Origin of the sequence: Pseudomonas sp. AG1028, assembly GCF_007993955.1 — a bacterium.
GTDB lineage: Bacteria > Pseudomonadota > Gammaproteobacteria > Pseudomonadales > Pseudomonadaceae > Aquipseudomonas > Aquipseudomonas straminea.
This window is the reverse complement of sequence record NZ_VIVP01000015.1, coordinates 41,620-62,165: the sequence shown is the minus strand read 5'-3', so window position 1 is coordinate 62,165 and position 20,546 is coordinate 41,620. Positions and strand designations below refer to the sequence as shown.

24 protein-coding genes are annotated in these 20,546 nt (G+C 64.2%); 12 read left to right on the top strand and 12 right to left on the bottom strand.

Going from position 1 to position 20,546, the window contains the following annotated elements; genetic code table 11:
- Positions 1–28 precede the first annotated feature (28 nt).
- A complete protein-coding gene (locus FB481_RS22215; protein WP_093506738.1) occupies positions 29–997 on the bottom strand; it encodes a PstS family phosphate ABC transporter substrate-binding protein in 969 nt (322 codons plus the stop codon).
- Between the two features lie 304 nt (positions 998–1,301).
- Between FB481_RS22215 and FB481_RS22210 the strand changes: the two genes are divergently transcribed.
- Positions 1,302–1,700, top strand: a complete 399-nt coding sequence (locus FB481_RS22210; protein ID WP_027903190.1) for an acyl-CoA thioesterase — start codon at positions 1,302–1,304, stop codon at positions 1,698–1,700.
- A gap of 24 nt (positions 1,701–1,724) precedes the next feature.
- On the opposite strand, the gene FB481_RS22205 is transcribed toward FB481_RS22210, so the two are convergent.
- Positions 1,725–2,318, bottom strand: coding sequence for a DUF4124 domain-containing protein (locus FB481_RS22205; protein WP_147177880.1), 594 nt, complete (start codon positions 2,316–2,318; stop codon positions 1,725–1,727).
- A gap of 26 nt (positions 2,319–2,344) precedes the next feature.
- A complete protein-coding gene (gene pyrE / locus FB481_RS22200; protein ID WP_013789318.1) occupies positions 2,345–2,986 on the bottom strand; it encodes an orotate phosphoribosyltransferase in 642 nt (213 codons plus the stop codon).
- A 93-nt stretch (positions 2,987–3,079) separates the two neighbouring features.
- Here pyrE and FB481_RS22195 point away from each other — a divergent pair, with 93 nt between their 5' ends.
- Together FB481_RS22195 and FB481_RS22190 are read left to right on the top strand one after the other, a co-directional pair.
- Positions 3,080–3,859, top strand: coding sequence for an exodeoxyribonuclease III (locus FB481_RS22195; RefSeq protein ID WP_093506734.1), 780 nt, complete (start codon positions 3,080–3,082; stop codon positions 3,857–3,859).
- A 144-nt stretch (positions 3,860–4,003) separates the two neighbouring features.
- Positions 4,004–4,888, top strand: coding sequence for an EamA family transporter (locus FB481_RS22190; RefSeq protein ID WP_147177879.1), 885 nt, complete (start codon positions 4,004–4,006; stop codon positions 4,886–4,888).
- On the opposite strand, the gene FB481_RS22185 is transcribed toward FB481_RS22190, so the two are convergent.
- From FB481_RS22185 to FB481_RS22165, 5 genes are all read right to left on the bottom strand, one after another.
- Positions 4,889–5,233, bottom strand: a complete 345-nt coding sequence (locus FB481_RS22185; RefSeq protein ID WP_093506730.1) for a hypothetical protein — start codon at positions 5,231–5,233, stop codon at positions 4,889–4,891.
- A 4-nt stretch (positions 5,234–5,237) separates the two neighbouring features.
- Entirely contained in the window at positions 5,238–5,909 is a 672-nt protein-coding gene (trmB, locus tag FB481_RS22180) for a tRNA (guanosine(46)-N7)-methyltransferase TrmB (protein WP_218185857.1), read from the bottom strand.
- 118 nt (positions 5,910–6,027) lie between these two features.
- Positions 6,028–6,822, bottom strand: coding sequence for a thiazole synthase (locus tag FB481_RS22175; RefSeq protein ID WP_013789313.1), 795 nt, complete (start codon positions 6,820–6,822; stop codon positions 6,028–6,030).
- A gap of 42 nt (positions 6,823–6,864) precedes the next feature.
- Positions 6,865–7,065, bottom strand: a complete 201-nt coding sequence (gene thiS, locus FB481_RS22170; RefSeq protein ID WP_093506726.1) for a sulfur carrier protein ThiS — start codon at positions 7,063–7,065, stop codon at positions 6,865–6,867.
- Positions 7,066–7,147: 82 nt separating this feature from the next.
- Complete coding sequence (locus tag FB481_RS22165) at positions 7,148–7,519, bottom strand: DUF423 domain-containing protein (RefSeq protein ID WP_147177876.1); 372 nt, start codon at positions 7,517–7,519, stop codon at positions 7,148–7,150.
- A 151-nt stretch (positions 7,520–7,670) separates the two neighbouring features.
- Between FB481_RS22165 and mtgA the strand changes: the two genes are divergently transcribed.
- Positions 7,671–8,393, top strand: a complete 723-nt coding sequence (gene mtgA, locus FB481_RS22160; RefSeq protein ID WP_147177875.1) for a monofunctional biosynthetic peptidoglycan transglycosylase — start codon at positions 7,671–7,673, stop codon at positions 8,391–8,393.
- Positions 8,394–8,610: 217 nt separating this feature from the next.
- On the opposite strand, the gene rpoH is transcribed toward mtgA, so the two are convergent.
- The 4 genes from rpoH to ftsY all read right to left on the bottom strand — a co-directional run bounded on the left by rpoH (position 8,611) and on the right by ftsY (position 12,718).
- Entirely contained in the window at positions 8,611–9,465 is an 855-nt protein-coding gene (rpoH, locus tag FB481_RS22155) for an RNA polymerase sigma factor RpoH (protein ID WP_093506721.1), read from the bottom strand.
- A gap of 132 nt (positions 9,466–9,597) precedes the next feature.
- Positions 9,598–10,614: a permease-like cell division protein FtsX gene (ftsX, locus tag FB481_RS22150; protein ID WP_147177873.1), complete on the bottom strand. Its 1,017-nt coding sequence runs from the start codon at positions 10,612–10,614 to the stop codon at positions 9,598–9,600.
- Positions 10,611–11,282 (bottom strand): cell division ATP-binding protein FtsE, encoded by a 672-nt coding sequence (gene ftsE, locus FB481_RS22145; RefSeq protein WP_093506717.1) that lies wholly within the window; start codon positions 11,280–11,282, stop codon positions 10,611–10,613. The genes ftsX and ftsE overlap by 4 nt, the downstream gene beginning before the upstream one ends.
- Positions 11,282–12,718, bottom strand: a complete 1,437-nt coding sequence (ftsY, locus tag FB481_RS22140) for a signal recognition particle-docking protein FtsY (RefSeq protein ID WP_147177871.1) — start codon at positions 12,716–12,718, stop codon at positions 11,282–11,284. Before ftsY ends, ftsE begins: the two co-directional genes overlap by 1 nt.
- A gap of 258 nt (positions 12,719–12,976) precedes the next feature.
- On the opposite strand from ftsY, the gene FB481_RS22135 reads away from it, so the two are divergent.
- From FB481_RS22135 to FB481_RS22100, 8 genes are all read left to right on the top strand, one after another.
- Entirely contained in the window at positions 12,977–14,335 is a 1,359-nt protein-coding gene (locus FB481_RS22135; protein WP_147177869.1) for a pitrilysin family protein, read from the top strand.
- Positions 14,328–15,836 (top strand): pitrilysin family protein, encoded by a 1,509-nt coding sequence (locus FB481_RS22130; protein ID WP_147177867.1) that lies wholly within the window; start codon positions 14,328–14,330, stop codon positions 15,834–15,836. The genes FB481_RS22135 and FB481_RS22130 overlap by 8 nt, the downstream gene beginning before the upstream one ends.
- A complete protein-coding gene (gene rsmD / locus FB481_RS22125) occupies positions 15,836–16,441 on the top strand; it encodes a 16S rRNA (guanine(966)-N(2))-methyltransferase RsmD (protein WP_093506709.1) in 606 nt (201 codons plus the stop codon). Before FB481_RS22130 ends, rsmD begins: the two co-directional genes overlap by 1 nt.
- 38 nt (positions 16,442–16,479) lie before the next feature.
- Positions 16,480–17,466, top strand: coding sequence for a hydrolase (locus tag FB481_RS22120; RefSeq protein WP_093506782.1), 987 nt, complete (start codon positions 16,480–16,482; stop codon positions 17,464–17,466).
- A 197-nt stretch (positions 17,467–17,663) separates the two neighbouring features.
- Positions 17,664–18,047, top strand: a complete 384-nt coding sequence (locus FB481_RS22115) for a phosphopantetheine adenylyltransferase (RefSeq protein WP_147177866.1) — start codon at positions 17,664–17,666, stop codon at positions 18,045–18,047.
- Between the two features lie 113 nt (positions 18,048–18,160).
- Entirely contained in the window at positions 18,161–19,582 is a 1,422-nt protein-coding gene (locus FB481_RS22110) for a coniferyl aldehyde dehydrogenase (RefSeq protein ID WP_147177864.1), read from the top strand.
- A gap of 113 nt (positions 19,583–19,695) precedes the next feature.
- Positions 19,696–20,178: a pantetheine-phosphate adenylyltransferase gene (gene coaD, locus FB481_RS22105; protein WP_147177862.1), complete on the top strand. Its 483-nt coding sequence runs from the start codon at positions 19,696–19,698 to the stop codon at positions 20,176–20,178.
- A 115-nt stretch (positions 20,179–20,293) separates the two neighbouring features.
- Positions 20,294–20,545, top strand: a complete 252-nt coding sequence (locus tag FB481_RS22100; RefSeq protein WP_013789298.1) for a YfhL family 4Fe-4S dicluster ferredoxin — start codon at positions 20,294–20,296, stop codon at positions 20,543–20,545.
- Position 20,546 lies beyond the last annotated feature (1 nt).

Genomic DNA, 20,546 nt, shown 5'->3' with positions numbered 1-20,546 from the left:
GGCTTCAGCAAGACTTACTGCGGTCGGTTTACAGACCCAGTTCCTTGCGGGTCTTCTCGATGACCTTGAGCGGCAGCGGAATGTAGCCGTCCTTGACCACCACGTCCTGGCCCTGCTTGGACAGGATCATCTTGAGGAACTCGGCGTCCAGCGGGCTCAGCGGCTTGTTCGGCGCCTTGTTCACGTAAATGTAGAAGAAGCGAGCCAGCGGGTACTTGCCCGACAGTGCGTTGGTTTCGTTGGCTTCTTCGACTTCACCCTTCTTGTTGACCAGGGGAACGGCGCGCACGCTGGCGGTGCGGTAGCCGATGCCCGAGTAACCGATGGCGTTGACGGTGCTGGAGATCGACTGCACCACGGAAGCCGAACCCGGCTGCTCATTCACGTTGGGCTTGAAGTCGCCTTTGCACAGGGCTTCTTCCTTGAAGTAGCCGTAAGTGCCGGATACCGAGTTACGACCGAACAGCTGCACCGGCTTGCTAGCCCACTCGCCGGTCAGGCCGATATCGCCCCAGGTCTTCAGATCCTTGGCTTCACCGCACAGACGGGTGCTGGAGAAGATCGCGTCGACCTGCTGCATGGTCAGCTGCTTGATCGGGTTGTCCTTATGCACGAACACCGCCAGGGCGTCGATGGCCACCGGAACGGCGGTCGGCTTGTAGCCGTACTTCTGCTCGAAGGCCTGGATTTCGCTGTCCTTCATGGCGCGCGACATCGGGCCGAGGTTGGCGGTGCCTTCGGTCAACGCGGGTGGCGCGGTGGAGGAGCCGGCAGCCTGAATCTGGATGTTCACATTCGGGTAGGACTGCTTGTAGCTCTCAGCCCACAGGGTCATCAGGTTGGCCAGGGAGTCGGAACCGACGCTGGACAGGTTGCCCGATACACCCGAGGTCTTCTCGTAGGCCGGAATAGCCGGATCGACAGCGGCAACCGCGTTGGCGGTAGCGACGCCAGCAGCGACAAACGTCATGGCCGCCATCAAACGCTTCAGTTTCATGCCTTGCTCCTAGCAGAGTGGTAATCATCGAGAGGCTGGCTGCCGTGGTCGTAGCGCCCGGCTTACCGCTTTCTCACGATCAGGGTCGTGTTGGTTGGGACGGGGCTCAGTATCATCAGCCAATGTGACCACTCTATGTAATCAATGTGACAGTTGGATGACGGCGCAAACAGGTACGCAGAGTTCGGCAGAGGACTGTGCGCCAATGCCTGCAACGCGCTAAGGTCGCGGTGTAGACACCCAGCCGGTATACTTTGCGTCCCTGCCCCGCAGGGCCCACCACTGCGCCGCGAGCCGTGAACAGATGAAAGACTTCGAACAAGAAGACCCGATACCGCAAGGCGACCTGGCATTGCAGATCACTGCACTGCCGCGCGAAACCAATGGCTTCGGCGACATTTACGGTGGCTGGCTGGTTTCGCAGATGGACTTGGCGGGCACCGCCATGGCCAGCAAGGTAGCGGCCGGCCGTGTGGCGACCGTGGCGATCGATCGCATGGCCTTCCTGGTGCCGGTGCCGGTCGGCGCGCAATTGTCGTTCTACACCCAGGCGCTGGAAGTCGGCCGCAGCTCGATCCAGATGCTGGTGGAGGTATGGAGTGACGACCCGCTGTCCAGCGAGTGGCGCAAGGTCACCGAAGCGGTGTTCGTGTTCGTCGCTATCGACGCTAGCGGTCGCACCCGCGCAGTACCGCGCCGCTAAGCGAAGGCCGCGCCAGGCGCGCGGCTAGTTACCCTGGCCGAGTAGCTCGCTGACTCGCGTTCGGTCAGCGGTGAAGGCGCTCTGCGCCTGGGCGCGCGCCGCCTGATAGCGTTCGATATCCTTTTTAAGCCGTACCTGCTCGTCTCGCTGACTACTGATCTGATCGAGCAGCTGCTTGGGTACTTCACGCCCTGCCCGCTCCTGATCCGCCGCCTGCTTCTGCAGGTTGGCCTGCTGCTGACGCACCGATTGCAGATTACCCTTGGCCACGCCGATCAGGCCGTCGAGTTCGGCCAGCTTGCGCGCCTGGGCACGGTCGACATCCTCAAGGCTGCTGTACAGACGCAGCAACTGGGCATCAGATTTGGCCCGTTCGCGATCGGCGAGAATCTTCTGCATTTCTTCCGCGGTGGGCGCCGGCGGCACCACGCGGATCACCCGCCCCTGCTCGTTGAGCACCTCATAGCCCTTGGCAATGAACTCGCTGGGTACGCCCTGGCGGTCGATCACCGTAATGCCCTGGGCATTGGTATAGCGATACATCTCTGCCGCATTCGCCCATAACGGCAGCAGCAGGCCAAGCCAGAGGGTACTGCGCAGCAAGGGCGAGGTGGACATGGGCACGTTCTCTTGGCGAGCCGGGGTCAGATGCCGAATTCGGCGCGGTAGGCTTCAACGGCGGGCAGGTGTTGTTTCAGTTCAGCATCATCGGCCAGATATTCCAGCACCTGCTGCAGAGAAACGATGCTGACCACCGGAATGCCGAAGTCGCGCTCGACTTCCTGGATCGCCGACAGCTCACCGCGGCCGCGCTCCTGGCGGTCCAAAGCGATCAGTACGCCGGCTGCCTGGGCGCCCTGAGCCTGGATGATCTGCATCACTTCGCGGATCGCAGTGCCGGCGGTGATCACGTCATCGATGATCAGCACCCGGCCATTAAGCGGCGCACCAACCAGGGTGCCGCCCTCGCCGTGGTCCTTGGCTTCCTTGCGGTTGAAGCACCAGGGCGTATCTACATCGTGGTGCTCGGCCAGTGCCACGCCTGTACTCGCCGCCAGCGGAATACCCTTGTAGGCCGGCCCGAACAGCACGTCGAAGGAAATGCCGCTGTCTACCACCGCTGCCGCGTAGAAACGCCCCAGCTTGGCCAGCGCGAGGCCACTGTCGAATAACCCGGCATTGAAGAAATACGGACTGACGCGACCGGACTTGAGGGTGAACTGACCGAAGCGCAGAACGCCCCGCTCGATGGCAAATCGAATGAAATCGCGCTGATACGTTTGCATGAATGACCTTGAGGCGGCACAGGATGTGGCTTTGAATTACTAAACGGCGTCTAGCTCAGGTATCATACACGCACGTGTTTTTGGGGGCCATTTATGCGGATCATCAGTGTGAACGTGAATGGTATTCATGCTGCAGTCGAGCGCGGTTTGCTCAGTTGGCTGCAAGCACAGAATGCCGACGTGATCTGCCTGCAAGATACCCGTGCCTCCGCCTTTGAAATGGACGACCAAGCCCTCCAGCTGGATGGCTATTTCCTCTATGCCTGCGATGCAGAAGTACCAAGCCAGGGTGGCGTGGCACTGTATTCGCGGTTGCAACCCAAGGCGGTGATCAGCGGGCTCGGTTTTGAAACGGCCGATCGCTACGGGCGCTACCTGCAGGCCGATTTCGATAAAGTGAGTATCGCTTCGCTGCTACTGCCATCTGGCATGGGCGGCGATGAGAGCTTGAATCAGAAATTCAAGTTCATGGACGATTTCTCCAAGTACCTGGACAAGCAACGCCGCAAGCGTCGCGACTACATCTATTGCGGTTCGCTGTACGTCGCTCATCAGAAGCTGGATGTAAAGAACTGGCGCGACTGCCAGCAATCGCCCGGTTTCATGGCGCCCGAGCGCGCCTGGATGGACGAAGTGACTGGCACCATGGGTTACGTCGATGCCGTACGCGAGGTCAATCGCGAGGCCGATCAGTTCAGCTGGTGGCCGGACAACGAGCAGGCGGAGATGCTCAACCTGGGCTATCGCTTCGACTACCAGCTGCTCACGCCGGGCATGCGCCGCAGCGTGCGCAGTGCCCGCCTGCCCCGCCAGCCGCGCTTCTCGCAGCACGCGCCGCTGATCGTCGACTACGACTGGACGCTGACCGTCTGACTGCATCGTCGATACTGAAACGCCCCGACCTGCTCGGGGCGTTTTCATTTCTGTATGGGGAAAAAGACCGCTAACTGTGGCGTTTCAGACTCGCCCATCCGCGCTAGCCTGCGCCTCCGCATACCACCACACGAGGCCGCGCCCATGACACCCAAGGACATTCTGCTGGCCGCCGTGGTGATCGTCGCCTGGGGTGTGAACTTCGTGGTCATCAAAGTCGGCCTGGACGGCGTGCCGCCGATGCTGCTCGGCGCCCTGCGCTTCATGCTCGCCGCCTTTCCGGCGATCCTCTTCATCCGCCGCCCGGACATGCCGCTGCGCTGGCTGCTGGCCTACGGCCTGACCATTTCCCTGGGGCAGTTCGCCTTTCTGTTCTCGGCCATGTATGCCGGCATGCCCGCCGGCCTGGCATCGCTGGTGCTGCAGGCCCAGGCATTCTTTACCCTGGGCTTCGCCGCGTTGTTCATCGGTGAGTCGGTAAAGCGCAGTAGCCTGATCGGCCTGGTGGTGGCAGCAGCGGGCCTGCTGCTGATCGGCAGCGAGAGCGGGCGCGCCTTCACCCTGGCCGGCTTCGTGCTGACGCTCTGCGCAGCGGCGATGTGGGGGCTGGGCAACGTGGTCACCAAGCGCATCGGCAAGGTCAATCTGGTCAGCCTGGTGGTCTGGGGCAGCCTGATTCCGCCGCTGCCGTTCCTGGCCCTGTCGCTGCTGCTCGAAGGCCCGGCGCAGATCGAGACGGCGCTGCGCAGCATTTCCTTGAATTCGATACTGGCTATCGCCTACCTGGCCTTTGTCGCCACCCTGCTCGGCTACGGCCTGTGGAGCCGCCTGCTGTCGCGCTACCCGGCCAGCCAGGTGGCGCCGTTCTCGCTACTCGTCCCCGTGGTCGGCCTCAGCTCGGCCTGGCTGTTTCTCGGCGAGGCGTTGAGCGCCGTGCAATGGGTCGGCGCCGCCATCGTCATGCTCGGCCTGCTGATCAACGTGTTCGGCGCACGCCTGCTGCAGCAATTGCGTGGTGTTACTGCCTGATCAACGCTGGCGCGAGATCCACCAACTGAACCCGCCGAGCCCCGCGAAAAACAGCGCGACGACGCCGTGCCACAACAGGGTGAGCCAGTAGCCCAGTGGATCGCTGGCCAGCGGATAAAGGGTCGAGGGGCCGATGCGCGACAGCGAAATGGCCACACCGCTGTAAAGCGCCTGCCCGACCGTGAAGAGAATCGCCGCGGCGCTGATGAACATGACCATTGCGGTCAATGGCAACAACAGGCGCGCGGCCCAGGCCGCACGCCTGCTGGGCTGAGGCATCTGCCACTGCGCACGGTTGCGCGCATGGGCGGCGCGGCGGGCCTGGCGTTTCGACAGGCGAGTCATCGGTTCAGTCGATGCGCTCGAACTTCAGATCCCAGACGCCGTGTCCGAGGCGCTCGCCACGCCGCTCGAACTTGGTCACCGGGCGCTCGGCCGGGCGCTCCACGCAGCGACCATCGGCGGCGAGGTTGCGATAGCCCGGCGCCACGTTCATCACTTCCAGCATGTATTCGGCGTAGGGCTCCCAGTCGGTAGCCATGTGCAGCACGCCGCCGACCTTGAGCTTCTGGCGCACCAGCTCGGCGAACGCCGGCTGCACAATGCGCCGCTTGTTATGACGCGCCTTGTGCCACGGATCCGGGAAGAACAGCAGCACGCGATCCAGGCTGGCATCGGGCACACATTGACGTAGCACTTCCATGGCATCGCAGCTGTAAACGCGCAGGTTGGTCAGGTTCTGGGTCATTACCCCGTTGAGCAATGCACCGACGCCCGGCCGGTGCACTTCAACACCGATGAAATCCTGCTCGGGCGCCGCGGCGGCCATTTCCAGCGTGGAGTGGCCCATGCCGAAGCCGATTTCGAAAGTGCGCGGCGCCTTGCGCCCGAATACCGCATCGAAATCCTGCATGCCATCGCTCAACTCCAGGCCGAATTTCGGCAAGCCCAGGTCGAAGCCGCGTTGCTGCCCTTCGGTCATGCGGCCGGCACGCATCACGAAACTCTTGATGGCGCGCATGTGCCGCGGGTTTTCTTCGGCTGGGGTTTGCTCGATATCGCTCATGGGGTACTCGGGACACTAGGTGGAATGAGAAACGGGGACCCATGTCCCCGTCAGGCGCCTATGCAAAGGCGACTCAGCGGATCAGCCCCTCCAATGGGGAGGACGCGCTGGCATAAAGTTTCTTCGGCATCCGCCCGGCCAGGTAGGCCAGGCGACCGGCCTCGATGGCGTACTTCATGGCCTGGGCCATCAGCACCGGGTGCTGGGCATGGGCAATGGCGCTGTTCATCAGCACCGCCTCGCAACCCAGCTCCATGGCGATGGTGGCATCCGACGCGGTGCCCACACCGGCATCCACCAGCACCGGCACGGTGGCTTCTTCGAGGATGATGCGCAGATTGTAGGGGTTGCAGATACCCAGCCCGGTGCCGATCAGGCCGGCCAATGGCATCACCGCGATGCAGCCCATCTCGGCCAGCTGGCGGGCGATGATCGGGTCGTCGCTGGTGTACACCATCACGTCGAAGCCTTCCTTGACCAGCACTTCGGCGGCCTTGAGGGTTTCGATCACGTTGGGAAACAGGGTCTTCTGGTCGGCCAGCACTTCCAGCTTGACCAGCTTGTGGCCGTCGAGCAGCTCACGGGCCAGGCGGCAGGTACGCACGGCCTCGACGGCGTCGTAGCAGCCAGCGGTGTTCGGCAGGATGGTGTAGCGATCCGGCGAAATCACATCGAGCAGATTCGGCTCGCCCGGGTTCTGACCGATGTTGGTACGGCGCACCGCCACGGTCACGATCTCCGCGCCCGAGGCCTCGATGGCGTCGCGGGTCTCGTCGAGATCCTTGTATTTACCGGTGCCGACCAGCAGGCGCGACTGATAGGTGCGGCCAGCCAGGGTAAAAGGCTTGTCGTTGACTGCGTGGCTCATGGTGATTCCTCTGCAGAAAGTTGGAAGGGCGCGGCGCCGAGTTCAACCGCCGCCGATTGCATGGACCACTTCGAGGCGGTCGCCGTCGGCCAGCGCTGTGCTGGCGTACTGGCTGCGCGGGACGATATCGAGGTTAAGTTCGACCGCCACACGGCGCCCGGTCAGTTCCAGACGTTCGATCAGATCGGCAACGCTGGCGCCCTCGGGCAGCTCGAGGGTTTCACCGTTCAACTGGATATGCATGGCGACCCGTCATGACAGGAGAAAAGCTCGGCATTCTAGCCCGATCCCCGGCGATGACCAAGGCGCAGGCCCGCCATTGGTCTCAGGCCATACGCCAGGCAAGCAGCCCCAGGCAGGCCCAGCCGGCCAGAAAGGCCAAGCCGCCGAACGGCGTGATGATGCCCAGCTTGGCGATGCCGCTGAGGGTCAGCGCGTACAGGCTACCCGAAAACAGCAGGATGCCGATGGCGAAGCAGGCACCGGTCAGGTTGACCAGACGCCCCGGCGCGACCAGCGCCAGAATGGCCACGCCCAGCAGGGCCAATGCGTGGATCAGCTGGTAATGGGTGCCGGTCTGAAACACGGCCAGGTACTCGGCGCTCAACCTGCTCTTCAAACCATGGGCCGCGAACGCGCCCAACGCGACCCCGGAAAAGCCGGAGAAAGCCGACAGCAACAACCACAAGCGAACCATAGCGCTCTCACCGATTGCCAATACAAAGACGCAGTTTACGCCGCCACACGCCTCGGCGCGCCTCCCCAATTGCCGCAGCGGGCCGCTGCATTGCCCGCAACGGCGCCAGGCACCTTATACTAAGCGGCCAATCAAGCCCGGCTCCCTGCCCATGCTCCGATCCCTTCGCCGCCTCCTGCTGAAGTCGCTGCTCTGGTTCATCGCCGGCTCCTTCCTGCTGGTGCTCGCCCTGCGCTGGGTGCCACCACCGGGCACGGCGCTGATGGTCGAGCGCAAGATCGAGTCCTGGGTCGACGGCAAGCCTATCGACCTGCAGCGCACCTGGCGCTCTTGGGACCAGTTACCGGATGACCTGAAGATCGCGGTCATCGCCAGCGAAGACCAGAAATTCGCCTATCACTGGGGCTTCGATGTGGAGGCGATCAAGGCGGCGCTGTCGCACAACCAACAGGGCGGCTCGGTGCGCGGCGCCAGCACGTTGAGCCAGCAGGTAGCCAAGAACCTGTTCCTGTGGTCCGGCCGCAGCTGGCTGCGCAAGGGCATCGAAGTGTGGTTTACCGGACTGATCGAACTGCTGTGGCCCAAGGAGCGCATCCTTGAGGTTTACCTCAACAGCGCGGAATGGGCAGACGGCGTGTTCGGCGCGGAAGCAGCCGCCCGGCACCACTTCAATATCGGTGCGCCCTACCTGTCGGCCCGACAGGCGAGCCTGCTCGCCGCAGTGCTGCCCAACCCGCGACAGTTCGATGCCGGCCGCCCGAGCGGCTACGTCAATCAGCGCGCCAACTGGATTCGTCGCCAGATGCGTCAGCTGGGCGGCAGCCATTACCTGAGCCAGCTGCAAGCGCCACGGCCGGCTTGGTGGGCGAAATAAGCAGCTTGAAAAGCTAAAGAAGCCAGCGCTCTGCCGTCTGTGGGTGCGGAACATGCCCGCGAACTTCACCTGCTGGCAAACCCTTTTCGCGGGCATGAACTAGGCGCCCCCGCCCACTCCCACGATCCTCACAATAGTTAAAGTCCGCAGTAGATCTGAATCGCCCAAACAAAAACGCCCCGAACAAGTCGGGGCGTTTTGGGTGTTGCTGACCGGATCAGGCGGCGATGGAGCCCTTGAGCTTGTTCATCGCATTCTTCTCCAGCTGACGGATACGCTCCGCGGAGACGTTGTACTTGGCTGCCAGCTCATGCAGCGTGGCCTTCTCTTCGGCCAACCAGCGCTGCTGCAGAATATCGCGGCTACGCTCGTCGAGCGCCTCGAGGGCTTCGTGCAGGTTGGCGCTGGAGGTATCGCTCCAGTCCTCGTCTTCCATCTGCCGGGCCGGATCGTAGCGATGATCTTCCAGGTACTGAGCGGGCGACTGGAACGCGCTGTCGTCATCAGCATCGGCGGCCGGGTCGAAGGCCATGTCCTGACCGGTCAGACGGCTTTCCATCTCGCGCACTTCGCGGGCTTCGACACCCAGGCTTTCGGCCACGGCGTTGACTTCATCGTTGCTCAGCCAAGCCAGACGCTTCTTCTGGCTGCGCAGGTTGAAGAACAGCTTGCGCTGGGCCTTGGTGGTCGCGACCTTGACGATGCGCCAGTTCTTGAGAATGAACTCGTGGATTTCGGCACGAATCCAATGCACGGCGAACGACACCAGACGCACACCCATCTCCGGGTTGAAACGCTTGACCGCCTTCATCAGGCCGACGTTGCCTTCCTGGATCAGATCGGCCTGAGCCAGACCGTAGCCGGAATAACTGCGCGCGATGTGCACGACGAAACGCAGGTGGGCAAGAACCATCTGGCGGGCCGCTTCGAGGTCTTGCTTGTAGAAGAGATTACCAGCCAGTTCACGCTCCTGCTCGGGCGTCAGCAGCGGGATGCTGTTGACGGCATGCACGTAAGCTTCCAGGTTGGCGCCTGGAACCAGAGCATGAACAGGTTGCAAAGAAGTGGACATTTGAATCCTCCGATTCACGAAACGTACGCAGTGTAGCACTGCGCAATATGACCGGAAGCCACCATCCTGGTTCCCCGGTCAATAGTCAATATCAACCAAATCAATGTGTTAGCGAAGCGTCAAACTAGCGCCTTAGCGGGGAGCAAGTTCTCTCAGATGTCGCGCCACCGCCAGCCACGCACCGATATACCCCAACAGCACCGCTCCCAGCAATAGGGAGAAGCCGTCGCCAGCGGGTACGCCGGCCAGGGCGAAATCACTGCCATACAATCCCGACAGGCGCACCACGGCATCGTTCAACCAGTTCAACCCAAAGGCCAGCACCAGCCAGGACAGCACACCTGCGCCCAACCCATACAGCGCACCCATATAAAGGAACGGGCGGCGCACATAGCTATCGGTACCGCCGACCAGCTTAATTACCTCGATCTCGGTGCGGCGGTTCTCAATATGCAGGCGAATGGTATTGCCGATCACCAGCAGCAGCGCCATGACCAACAGCACGGTCAGGCCGAACACGAAGCGATCGCCCAGCGATAGGATCGCGCTCAGGCGCTCGACCCACAGCAGATCGAGTTGGGCCTGCTCCACGTGAGGCAGATCGGCCAGACGCTGGCGCAGCGCCTCCAGCGTGGCCTTGTCGACTTCCTTGGGCGTGACCAGCACCGCACCGGGCAGCGGGTTATTCGGCAGCTCCTTGAGCGCCTGACCAAGGCCGGACTGCTGCTGGAACTCGTCCAGCGCCTGCTCGCGGCTGACCCATTCGGCCTCGGCCACATCGTCCATGCCGGCGATCTCTTCGCGCAGGGCCTGGCCCTGGCTATCGCTGGCGTCGATCTTGAGAAACACCGAGATCTGCGCAGCACGCTCCCAGGTGCCGCCAAGACGCTCGACGTTACCCAGCAGCAGCGAAAGGCCCATGGGCAGGCTCAGGGCCACGGCCATCACCAGGCAGGTGAAGAAGCTGCCGATCGGCTGCTTGCCCAGACGGCGCAGGCTGTCGACCAGGCTGGCGCGGTGGCTTTCCAGCCAGGCGCGGGTCAGGGTGCGAAAATCCGGTTCGTTGTCCGGGCCCTGAGGCTCGGCGTTTTTGGGTGCTGCGCCGACGCGTTGGGACGGCTGCGGTGGCGGGATGCGGGAAGCGCTCATTCGCCCGCCTCCCCGTCGCCGATCAGGCGGCCACGTTGCAGGGTGAGCATGCGGTGGCGCATGCGCGCGATCAACGCCAGGTCGTGACTGGCGATCAGCACGCTAGTGCCGAGGCGGTTGATGTCTTCGAATACGCCCATGATTTCCGCCGCCAGACGCGGGTCGAGGTTACCGGTGGGTTCATCGGCCAGCAGCAGGGCCGGACGATGGACGATGGCGCGGGCGATGCCGACGCGCTGTTGCTGGCCGGTGGACAGGTCCCCGGGGTACAGCTCGGCCTTGTCGCTCAGGGAAACCCGTTCCAGCGCCGAACCGACGCGGCGGCCGATATCGCTCTTGGACAGACCGAGGATCTGCAGCGGCAGGGCCACGTTGTCATACACGCTACGGTCGAACAGCAGTTGGTGGTTCTGGAACACCACGCCGATCTGCCGGCGCAGGAAGGGAATCTGCGCGTTGCTGATCTGCCCCAGGTCCTGCCCGGCCAGCAGCAGCTTGCCCGAGGTCGGGCGCTCCATGGCCAGTAGCAGGCGCAGCAGGGTGCTCTTGCCGGCGCCGGAGTGGCCGGTGACGAACAGGAACTCGCCGCGCCGCACGCGGAAACTCAACTCATGCAACCCGACATGACCGTTGGGGTAACGCTTGCCGACCTGCTCGAATCGGATCATCACTGCTCCCGCTGCTGGAAAAGCGCCTGAACGAAGGGTTCGGCCTCGAAGGTGCGCAGATCATCGATCCCCTCACCCACGCCGATATAGCGAATCGGCAGGCCGAACTGCTTGGCCAGGGCGAAGATCACGCCGCCCTTGGCCGTACCATCCAGCTTGGTCAGGGCCAGGCCGGTCAAGTTCACCGTCTGGTTGAATTGTTTGGCCTGGTTGATGGCGTTCTGGCCGGTGCCGGCATCCAGCACCAGCAGCACTTCGTGAGGCGCGCTGTCGTCGAGCTTGCCGATCACCCGGCGAACCTTCTTGAGCTCCTCCATCAGGTTGTCCTTGGTGTGCAGGCGGCCGGCGGTATCGGCGATCAGTACGTCCATGCCACGGGCCTTGGCGGCCTGCACGGCATCAAAGATCACCGAGGCCGAATCGGCGCCGGTGTGCTGGGCGATCACCGGGATCTTGTTGCGCTCACCCCACACCTGCAGCTGTTCAACGGCGGCGGCGCGGAAGGTGTCGCCAGCGGCGAGCATGACCTTCTTGCCCTCGCCCTGCAGCTTCTTGGCCAGCTTGCCGATGGTGGTGGTCTTGCCGGCACCATTCACGCCGACCACCAGAATCACGTAGGGGCGCTTGGCGCTGTCGATCTTCAGCGGCTGCTCGACCGGGCGCAGCATGGCGGCCAGCTCTTCCTGCAGCGCCTTGAACAGCGCGTCGCTGTCGGTCAGCTGCTTGCGCGCGACCTTCTGGGTCAGGCTGCCGATGATCGCCGTGGTGGCTTCAACGCCCACGTCGGCAGTGAGCAGACGGGTCTCGATCTCGTCGAGCAGGTCGTCGTCGATGGTCTTCTTGCCAAGGAACAGGCTGGCCATGCCTTCGCCGATACTGGCGCTGGTCTTGGACAGGCCCTGGCGTAGGCGGGCGAACCAGCCACCCTTGTTGTCAGACGGTTTGTTCTGCTCGACCACTGGCTCGGCGACCACTTCGGCCGGGGTGGTCAGCACCGCGGCTGGCGTGGCAGGCACGGCATGCTGCACGTCGCTGCCGGAGGCCAGCTCAGGCGAATGCTCAGGCTGCGCCGCCGGCTGTTCGGCAACCGGCTCAGGCATGGTTTCAGGGCCATGACGGGTGGCGTCGTCCACCACGGGCTCGGCGGTGACGGCCGGTTCGCTGAGCGCAGGCGCCTCGACCGGGTCACGGCTGACCGGGTCGCCATCGACGGTAGCGCTCTGCAAAACCTGAGGGACCTCAGCCGGCTGCGCTTTTGGCGACAGCTCTGGCTGGCTCTGCGCCGCTACCTCAGGCGCATCGGCCTGGGGCTCCGGAACGGCGGGAGTGGGCTCGGCTGGCTTCTTGCGCAGCCAGCCGAACAGGCCACGCTTCTCGGCTTTCTCGGCGCCCTGTTCGGGGGCCGGAGTCTTGTTGTCGTCTTTTGAACCAAACATGGAGGACGGCTATCTCACTGGGGCGAACGCCATGGCGCCTGGGCACGAGGGGCTGAGGGCTTGCAGTTGGGCAGCTGATTAGTTGCAAACTGCCATTGCCAGACGTGGTCGCCGTTAAAACGGATGCGTATCCTAGCACCTCCGCAGCCACCACGGCTAAGCCACGCGACCGCTCTGACGGCCTGCCTCGGCGACGCTGCACCGCGCTCACACCCGACCGCAATCCCACGCCCGGCGTGGTTCAACGAGGAGAGAGGTTTGTCCACTTCACTTGCCCGCCATCTCGCCGGCCTGCTACTGGCCGTCTGCGCCCTGCCATTCGGCGCGCACGCCGCGGCACCGCAACCGACCCATGAATTCACCCTCGACAACGGCCTCAAGGTCATCGTCCGCGAAGACCACCGTGCCCCCGTGGTGGTCTCGCAGATCTGGTACAAGGTCGGCTCCAGCTACGAGACCGCCGGCCAGACCGGCCTGTCCCACGCCCTGGAACACATGATGTTCAAGGGCAGCCGCAAGCTCGGCCCCGGCGAAGCCTCGCGGGTGCTGCGTGACCTGGGCGCTGAAGAGAACGCGTTCACCAGCGACGACTACACCGCCTATTACCAGGTGCTGGCCGCCGACCGCTTGGGCGTGGCCTTCGAGCTGGAGGCCGACCGCCTGGCCAGCCTGCGCCTGCCGCCGGAAGAGTTCGCCCGGGAGATCGAGGTGATCAAGGAAGAGCGCCGCCTACGCACCGACGACAAACCTTCGGGCTTGGCTTACGAGCGCTTCAAGGCCATGGCCTACCCGGCCAGCGGCTACAGCATCCCGACCATCGGCTGGATGGCCGACCTGGACCGCATGAGCGTGCAGGAGCTGCGTCACTGGTACGAAACCTGGTACGTGCCCAACAACGCCACCCTGGTGGTGGTCGGCGACGTAACCGCCGATGGCGTCAAAGCCCTGGCCCAGCGCTACTTCGGCGCGATCCCCAAGCGTGAAGTGCCGGCCGCGAAGATTCCCCTGGAGCTGGCCGAGCCCGGCGAGCGGCAGATCACCCTTCATCTGAAGACCCAGCTGCCCACCCTGATGATGGGCTTCAACGTGCCGGGCCTGGCCACCGCCAGGAACCCGCGTGATGTGCACGCCCTGCGCCTGATCGCCGCCCTGCTCGACGGCGGCTACAGCGCGCGCCTGGCCGGCCGCCTGGAGCGCGGCGAGGAATTGGTGTCCGGCGCCAGCGCCTGGTACAACGGCTACACACGCGGCGACAGCCTGTTCACGATCTCCGCGACGCCCAACGTGCAGACCGGCAAGACTCTGGAGCAAACCAAGGCCGGCATCTGGCGCGAGCTTGAGGACCTGCAGCACAAAGCGCCGTCGGCCGAGGAACTGGCCCGCGTACGCGCCCAGCTGATCGCCGAACTGGTTTACGACCGCGACTCGATCAGCAGCCAGGCCACCGCCATCGGCCAGCTCGAGACCGTCGGCCTGTCCTGGAAGCTGATCGACCAGGAACTCGCCGAGCTGGAGGCCGTGACCCCGGCCGACATCCAGAACGCCGCCAAGACCTACTTCATCCGCGATCGCCTCAGCGTCGCCCACGTTCTGCCCGAGGAGAAGCGCGATGAGTAAGCGCAACGGCCCGCGCTACGCCCTGCTGGGGCTGTTCCTGATCGCCCTGCTGGCGGCCCTGGCCTTCACCGTCAAACGCGCACCGGACGCTGCCGAGCCCACTGCCCAGTCCGCACAAGCCGCACAAGCCGCACAAGCCGACGACAGCAAACTGCAGTCACTGGCCGAGCTGGACGGCAAGGAGCCCGAGCGCCGCAAACTGGATATCCAGAGCTGGCAGACCGCCGAAGGCGCCAAGGTGCTGTTCGTCGAAGCCCGCGAGTTGCCGATGTTCGACCTGCGCCTGACCTACGCCGGCGGCAGCAGCCAGGACGGCGACGTGCCCGGCCTGGCGCTGCTGACCAACGCCATGCTCAACGAAGGCGTGCCCGGCAAGGACGTCGGCGCCATCGCCGCCGGCTTCGAGAGCCTGGGCGCCGAGTTCGGCAATGGTGCCTACCGCGACATGGCGGTCACCAGCCTGCGCAGCCTCAGCACCGCCGAGCAGCGCGAGCCAGCCCTGAAGCTGTTCGAGCAGGTGATCGGCAAACCGACCTTCCCGGCCGATTCCCTGGCGCGCATCAAGAACCAGATTCTCGCCGGCTTCGAATTCCAGAAGCAGAACCCCGGTAAGCTGGCCAGCCTGGAGCTGTTCGAGCGCCTGTATGGCAAGCATCCGTACGGACACCCGAGCGAAGGCACAGCGCAGTCGGTGCCCGACATCAGCCGCGCACAGCTGAAGGCCTTCCACGCCAAGGCCTATGCCGCCGGCAACGCGGTGATTGCCCTGGTCGGTGACCTGTCTCGCGAGGAAGCCGAAGCCATCGCAGCCGAGGTTTCCGCATCGCTGCCCAAAGGCCCGGCCCTGACCAAGACCGTGGAGCCCGAGGCGCCCAAGCCCGGCCTGACCCATATCGACTTCCCTTCCAACCAGACTCACCTGCTGATCGCCCAGCTGGGTATCACCCGTGAGGACCCTGACTATGCTGCCCTTTACCTGGGCAACCAGGTGTTCGGCGGCGGCGGTTTCGGTACCCGGCTGATGACCGAAGTGCGCGAGAAGCGCGGCCTGACCTACGGCGTGTACTCCGGCTTCACCGCCATGCAGGCCCGCGGCCCGTTCATGATCAACCTGCAGACCCGCGCCGAGCTCAGCGACGGCACCCTGCAGCTGGTCAAGGATCTGCTGCGCGACTTCATCGCGGCCGGCCCGACCCAGGAAGAACTGGACGCCGCCAAGCGCGAGATGGCCGGCAGCTTCCCGCTGTCCACCGCCAGCAACGCGGCCATCGTCGGCCAGCTCGGTGCCATCGGTTTCTACGACCTGCCGCTCACCTACCTGGAAGATTTCATGGCCCAGGTGCAGGCGCTCAGCGTCGAGCAGGTGAAGACCGCCATGGCCAAGCATCTCGACCCCGAAGCACTGGTGATCGTCACCGCCGGACCGAAGGTCGAGCAGAAAGAGCTGCCGCCGCCCACCGACAAGCCGGCAGAGATGCCCGCTGCCGTACCGGAGCACTGATGGCCAGACGACCGACCACCGGCAAAGCACCCGTCGCCCACGGTGGCGACGGGCAACTGCGCATCATTGCCGGGCAATGGCGCAGCCGCCAGTTCGCTTTCCCCATGGCTCACGGCCTGCGCCCCACGCCCAACCGCGTGCGCGAGACCCTGTTCAACTGGCTGGCGCCCTACGTGGAAGCTGCCCGGGTGCTCGACCCGTTCGCCGGCAGCGGCGCGCTGTTTCTCGAAGCGCTGTCACGCGGTGCCGGCAGCGCCCTGGCGTTGGACCTCAACCCGGCGGCAGTGACCAGCCTGCGCGGCCACCTGGCCACCCTGCGCTGCGACAACGGCCAGGTGCTGCAGAGCGATGCCCTCGCCTACCTGCAGAGCCAGCCGGCCACACCGTTCGACCTGGTGTTCCTCGACCCGCCCTTCAGCCAGGATCTGCTGCTGCCCGCCTGCACGCTGCTGGAAGAACGGGGTTGGCTGGCCGACGATGCCTGGGTCTACACCGAGAGCGAGCAGGTGCCATCGAGCCTCGGCATGCCCGGAAACTGGCGCCTGCACCGTGAGCAGAAGGCTGGCCAGGTGCATTACGCACTATGGGAGCGCCGTTCGGCGTAAGTGCCGACGGCGGCCTGAAGATGGGCGAGCGCATGCCGATGACGAGCAGCTTCCAGCCCGCCTGGTGGCTGCCCGGGCCGCACCTGCAAACCCTGTGGGGCTCGCTGTGCCGCCGCCCGCCGGAACTGGAACGCCAACGTGAACGCCTGTGGCTGGAAGACGGCGACTTTCTCGACCTCGACTGGCACGGGCCCCATGAAGCCCACGCGCCTCTGGTGCTGGTGCTGCACGGCCTGACCGGCTCCTCCGGCTCCCACTACGTGCTCGGCCTGCAACGCCAACTGGCGACCCAGGGCTGGGCCAGCGTGGCGCTCAACTGGCGCGGCTGCTCGGGCGAGCCCAACCTGCTGCCACGCGGCTATCATTCCGGCGCCAGCGAAGACCTGGCCGAAACCATCCGCCATCTGCAGGCCAAGCATCCCCTGGCGCCGCTGTATGCCGTGGGCTATTCGCTGGGCGGCAACGTGCTGCTCAAGTACCTGGGGGAAACTGGCGCCGCCAGCGGCCTGCAAGGCGCAGCCGCGGTGTCGGTGCCGTTTCGCCTGGACCAGTGCGCCGACCGTATCGGCGTTGGCTTTTCGCGGGTCTACCAGGCGCATTTCATGCGCGCCATGGTCGCCTACGTGAAGGATAAGCAGCGCCTGTTCGCCCACCAGGGCCAGGCCGATCGGCTGTCGATCCTGGAAAAGCTCGGCCCGCTGGACGGCATGCGTACCTTCTGGGATTTCGACGGCCGCATCACCGCGCCGCTGCACGGCTTCGAGAATGCCGACGACTATTACCGACGCGCCTCGAGCCGCTATTTCCTGGGCCGTATCCAGACGCCGACGCTGATGATCCAGTCCAGCGACGACCCGTTCGTCTATCCGCACAGCCTGCCCGAAGCCAATGAGCTGGCCGATTGCATCCGTTTCGAGCTGCACGCCAAGGGCGGCCATGTCGGCTTCGTCGACGGCTCTCCGAGCCGGCCCGGCTATTACCTGGAAAGACGTATCCCGGCGTGGCTGGCAAGCCTGAAGACCTGAGCCCAACCCATCTGCGGCATGCCTGATCGGCGGTAATCACAAGCGGCTGCGTCGTAGCCTGTTTGACGCATTGCGATGCTTATCCTAGAACTCCAGCTGCGCCATTCTCGTGCTGCCCGCTGGAGCTTGAGGAAGACCCCGATGATTATCGAATCCCGCCGGGCCGAATCGCCTGGAGCCTTAGTGGAGCATTGGAGATGAGCAAGCTGATCGGTTTTCTGCTGCTGGTCGTTGGCATCATCCACCTGCTCCCGCTAGCCGGAGTACTCGGTGGTGAGCGACTGAACGCACTCTACGGTCTGAATTTCGACGAACCCAACCTGCATATCCTCATGCGTCATCGCGCCGTGCTCTTCGGCCTGCTCGGCGCATTACTGGTGGCCGCGGCCTTCCTGCCCGGCCTGCGCGGCATTGCCCTGATCGGTGGCCTGGTCAGCGTGTTGTCCTTTCTCCTGTTGGCCTGGAGCGAGCCCGCTTACAACGAGGCTTTGCGGCGCGTGGTGATTGCCGACTGGATCGCCCTGGCGTGTCTGCTGGCCGGGCTCATCCTGCATCTACGTATAGGCACTGCCACGGCCTGAACGGATCTACCACTTCGGAACAACGGCTACCACTTGGAACGCCGCGTGCCCAATGGCTACAGGCCATCGAACGTGGTACACAGCAGCTCCAGTGAGTGGATAAGGACACCGGCATGGTCACCCTTTTCGGCCCGGTCGAGCAGGCTATTGCCGAGTTGCAGCAGTGTTTCCAGGTCCAACGCGAGGCCTTCATGGCCAATCCCATGCCCTCGGCAGACCAGCGCATCGCCTGGCTCGACAGCCTCAAGTCCGCCCTGCTCGCCGATCAGGACGCGCTGATCCGCTGCATCAGCGAGGACTTCGGCAATCGCAGCGCCGATGAAACCCTGCTCGCCGAGATGCTGCCCACCGTGCAGGGCATCCGCTATACGCGCAAACGCCTGCGCCGCTGGATGAAACCATCGCGGCGCCATGTGGGCCTGGCATTCATGCCCGCCTCGGCACGAGTGATTTATCAGCCGCTGGGCGTGGTCGGCATCATCGTGCCGTGGAACTACCCACTGTTCCTCGCCATCGCCCCGCTGGTCGGCGCACTGGCCGCCGGCAACCGGGTGATGCTCAAACTCAGCGAAGCCACGCCGCAGACCTCGCAGTACCTCAAGGAACTGCTGGCCAGCATCTTCCCCGAGGACCTGGTGAGCGTGGTGCTCGGCGAGGCCGAGATCGGCATGGCCTTCGCCAAGCTGCCGTTCGATCACCTGCTGTTCACCGGCGCCACCAGCATCGGCCGCCATGTGATGCGTGCGGCGGCCGACAACCTGACGCCGGTGACCCTGGAGCTTGGCGGAAAATCCCCGGCCATCATCTCGGCGGACGTGCCGCTGGAACACGCCGCCGAACGTATCGCCTTTGGCAAGACCCTGAACGCCGGTCAGACCTGTGTAGCCCCGGACTACGTGCTGGTACCGCGCCAGCGGGTCAACGGCTTCGTCGATGCCTACCGCCGTGTGATGCAGCGCTTTTATCCACAGATCGAGGGCAATCCGGACTACACCAGCATCATCAACACGCGCCAGCAGCAGCGCCTTCAAGGCTATCTGGACGACGCCCGCCACAAGGGTGCCGAGGTGATCGCTCTTACCGCTGAAGCAACGGAGCGGCGCATGCCGCAGACCCTGCTGCTGAACGTCGACGACAGCATGCTGGTGATGCAGGACGAAATCTTCGGACCGCTGCTGCCCGTGGTGCCTTATGACCGTCTCGACGATGCCCTGGCCTATATCGCTGCGCGCCCGAGTCCGCTGGCTATCTACTATTTTGGCTACGACCGCGGCGAACAGCAGCACGTGCTGCACCACAGCCACTCCGGCGGTGTGTGCCTGAACGATACCCTGATGCATGTGGCGCAGGACGACATGCCCTTCGGCGGCATCGGTGCTTCGGGCATGGGCCATTATCACGGCCACGAGGGTTTTCTGACCTTCAGCAAGGCCAAGGGCGTGCTGATCAAGCAGCGCCTCAACCTCGCGCGGCTGATCTATCCACCCTACGGCAAAGCCTTGCAGAAGCTGGTCTACAAGCTGTTCATCCGCTGAGCGGCAGCGCGATTAACGCCCACAACCGCCACCGCCTGCCGGGCCGCGACTTGGCCCGTGCCGGTTTGCTGCGCTACCATCCGACTCCCTAACGCGCCTGCCAGGACGTCACGATGAATCGAGTGTTATACCCAGGCACCTTCGACCCCATTACCAAGGGGCATGGCGATCTGGTCGAGCGCGCCGCGCGCCTGTTCGACAGCGTGGTCATCGCGGTCGCTGCCAGCCCGAAGAAGAACCCGCTGTTCTCCCTTGAGCAGCGCGTAGAGCTGGCCCGGGAAGTCACCAAGCACCTGCCCAACGTCGAAGTGATCGGCTTTTCCACGCTGCTCGCCTCGTTCGCCAAGGAACAGGGCGCCAACGTGCTGCTGCGCGGCCTGCGCGCAGTGTCGGACTTCGAGTACGAATTTCAGCTGGCCAACATGAACCGCCAACTGGCGCCGGACCTGGAAAGCCTGTTCCTCACACCGTCGGAAAAGTATTCCTTCATCTCTTCCACCCTGGTGCGCGAGATCGCCAACCTGGGCGGCGATATCAGCAAGTTCGTGCACCCGGCCGTCGCCGATGCGCTGACCGAACGCTTCAAGAACCGCTGATCCGCAACACTGGCATGTCTGCGCGCCATATGGCGCACAGGCGTGCGCTGGCGACCACAATGCGGCACAATCGCGGCTATCCGTTCGATTGTGGCCCGGCAGGAGCTCGCCTTTCATGTCCCTGATCATTACCGACGATTGCATCAACTGCGACGTCTGCGAACCTGAGTGCCCGAACGCGGCGATTTCCCAGGGCGAGGAGATCTACGTGATCGACCCCAACCTGTGCACCGAATGCGTCGGCCACTACGACGAGCCGCAGTGCCAGCAGGTCTGCCCGGTAGACTGCATTCCCCTCGACGAGAACAACGTCGAGAGCAAGGAGCAGTTGATGGCCAAGTACAAAGCCCTTACCGGCAAGGCCTGAG

Coding starts and splice junctions, on each gene's coding strand:
- rpoH (WP_093506721.1), bottom strand. CDS start 9,465: ATGTCCACTTCTTTGCAACCTGTTCATGCTCTGGTTCCAGGCGCCAAC.
- thiS (WP_093506726.1), bottom strand. CDS start 7,065: ATGCATATCCAGTTGAACGGTGAAACCCTCGAGCTGCCCGAGGGCGCC.
- FB481_RS22100 (WP_013789298.1), top strand. CDS start 20,294: ATGTCCCTGATCATTACCGACGATTGCATCAACTGCGACGTCTGCGAA.
- coaD (WP_147177862.1), top strand. CDS start 19,696: ATGAATCGAGTGTTATACCCAGGCACCTTCGACCCCATTACCAAGGGG.
- FB481_RS22120 (WP_093506782.1), top strand. CDS start 16,480: ATGACGAGCAGCTTCCAGCCCGCCTGGTGGCTGCCCGGGCCGCACCTG.
- mtgA (WP_147177875.1), top strand. CDS start 7,671: ATGCTCCGATCCCTTCGCCGCCTCCTGCTGAAGTCGCTGCTCTGGTTC.
- pyrE (WP_013789318.1), bottom strand. CDS start 2,986: ATGCAAACGTATCAGCGCGATTTCATTCGATTTGCCATCGAGCGGGGC.
- FB481_RS22130 (WP_147177867.1), top strand. CDS start 14,328: ATGAGTAAGCGCAACGGCCCGCGCTACGCCCTGCTGGGGCTGTTCCTG.
- FB481_RS22190 (WP_147177879.1), top strand. CDS start 4,004: ATGACACCCAAGGACATTCTGCTGGCCGCCGTGGTGATCGTCGCCTGG.
- ftsX (WP_147177873.1), bottom strand. CDS start 10,614: ATGAGCGCTTCCCGCATCCCGCCACCGCAGCCGTCCCAACGCGTCGGC.
- rsmD (WP_093506709.1), top strand. CDS start 15,836: ATGGCCAGACGACCGACCACCGGCAAAGCACCCGTCGCCCACGGTGGC.
- FB481_RS22205 (WP_147177880.1), bottom strand. CDS start 2,318: ATGTCCACCTCGCCCTTGCTGCGCAGTACCCTCTGGCTTGGCCTGCTG.
- FB481_RS22175 (WP_013789313.1), bottom strand. CDS start 6,822: ATGAGCCACGCAGTCAACGACAAGCCTTTTACCCTGGCTGGCCGCACC.
- FB481_RS22210 (WP_027903190.1), top strand. CDS start 1,302: ATGAAAGACTTCGAACAAGAAGACCCGATACCGCAAGGCGACCTGGCA.
- FB481_RS22110 (WP_147177864.1), top strand. CDS start 18,161: ATGGTCACCCTTTTCGGCCCGGTCGAGCAGGCTATTGCCGAGTTGCAG.
- ftsY (WP_147177871.1), bottom strand. CDS start 12,718: ATGTTTGGTTCAAAAGACGACAACAAGACTCCGGCCCCCGAACAGGGC.
- FB481_RS22215 (WP_093506738.1), bottom strand. CDS start 997: ATGAAACTGAAGCGTTTGATGGCGGCCATGACGTTTGTCGCTGCTGGC.
- trmB (WP_218185857.1), bottom strand. CDS start 5,909: ATGCGCGCCATCAAGAGTTTCGTGATGCGTGCCGGCCGCATGACCGAA.
- FB481_RS22165 (WP_147177876.1), bottom strand. CDS start 7,519: ATGGTTCGCTTGTGGTTGTTGCTGTCGGCTTTCTCCGGCTTTTCCGGG.
- FB481_RS22185 (WP_093506730.1), bottom strand. CDS start 5,233: ATGACTCGCCTGTCGAAACGCCAGGCCCGCCGCGCCGCCCATGCGCGC.
- FB481_RS22195 (WP_093506734.1), top strand. CDS start 3,080: ATGCGGATCATCAGTGTGAACGTGAATGGTATTCATGCTGCAGTCGAG.
- FB481_RS22115 (WP_147177866.1), top strand. CDS start 17,664: ATGAGCAAGCTGATCGGTTTTCTGCTGCTGGTCGTTGGCATCATCCAC.
- ftsE (WP_093506717.1), bottom strand. CDS start 11,282: ATGATCCGATTCGAGCAGGTCGGCAAGCGTTACCCCAACGGTCATGTC.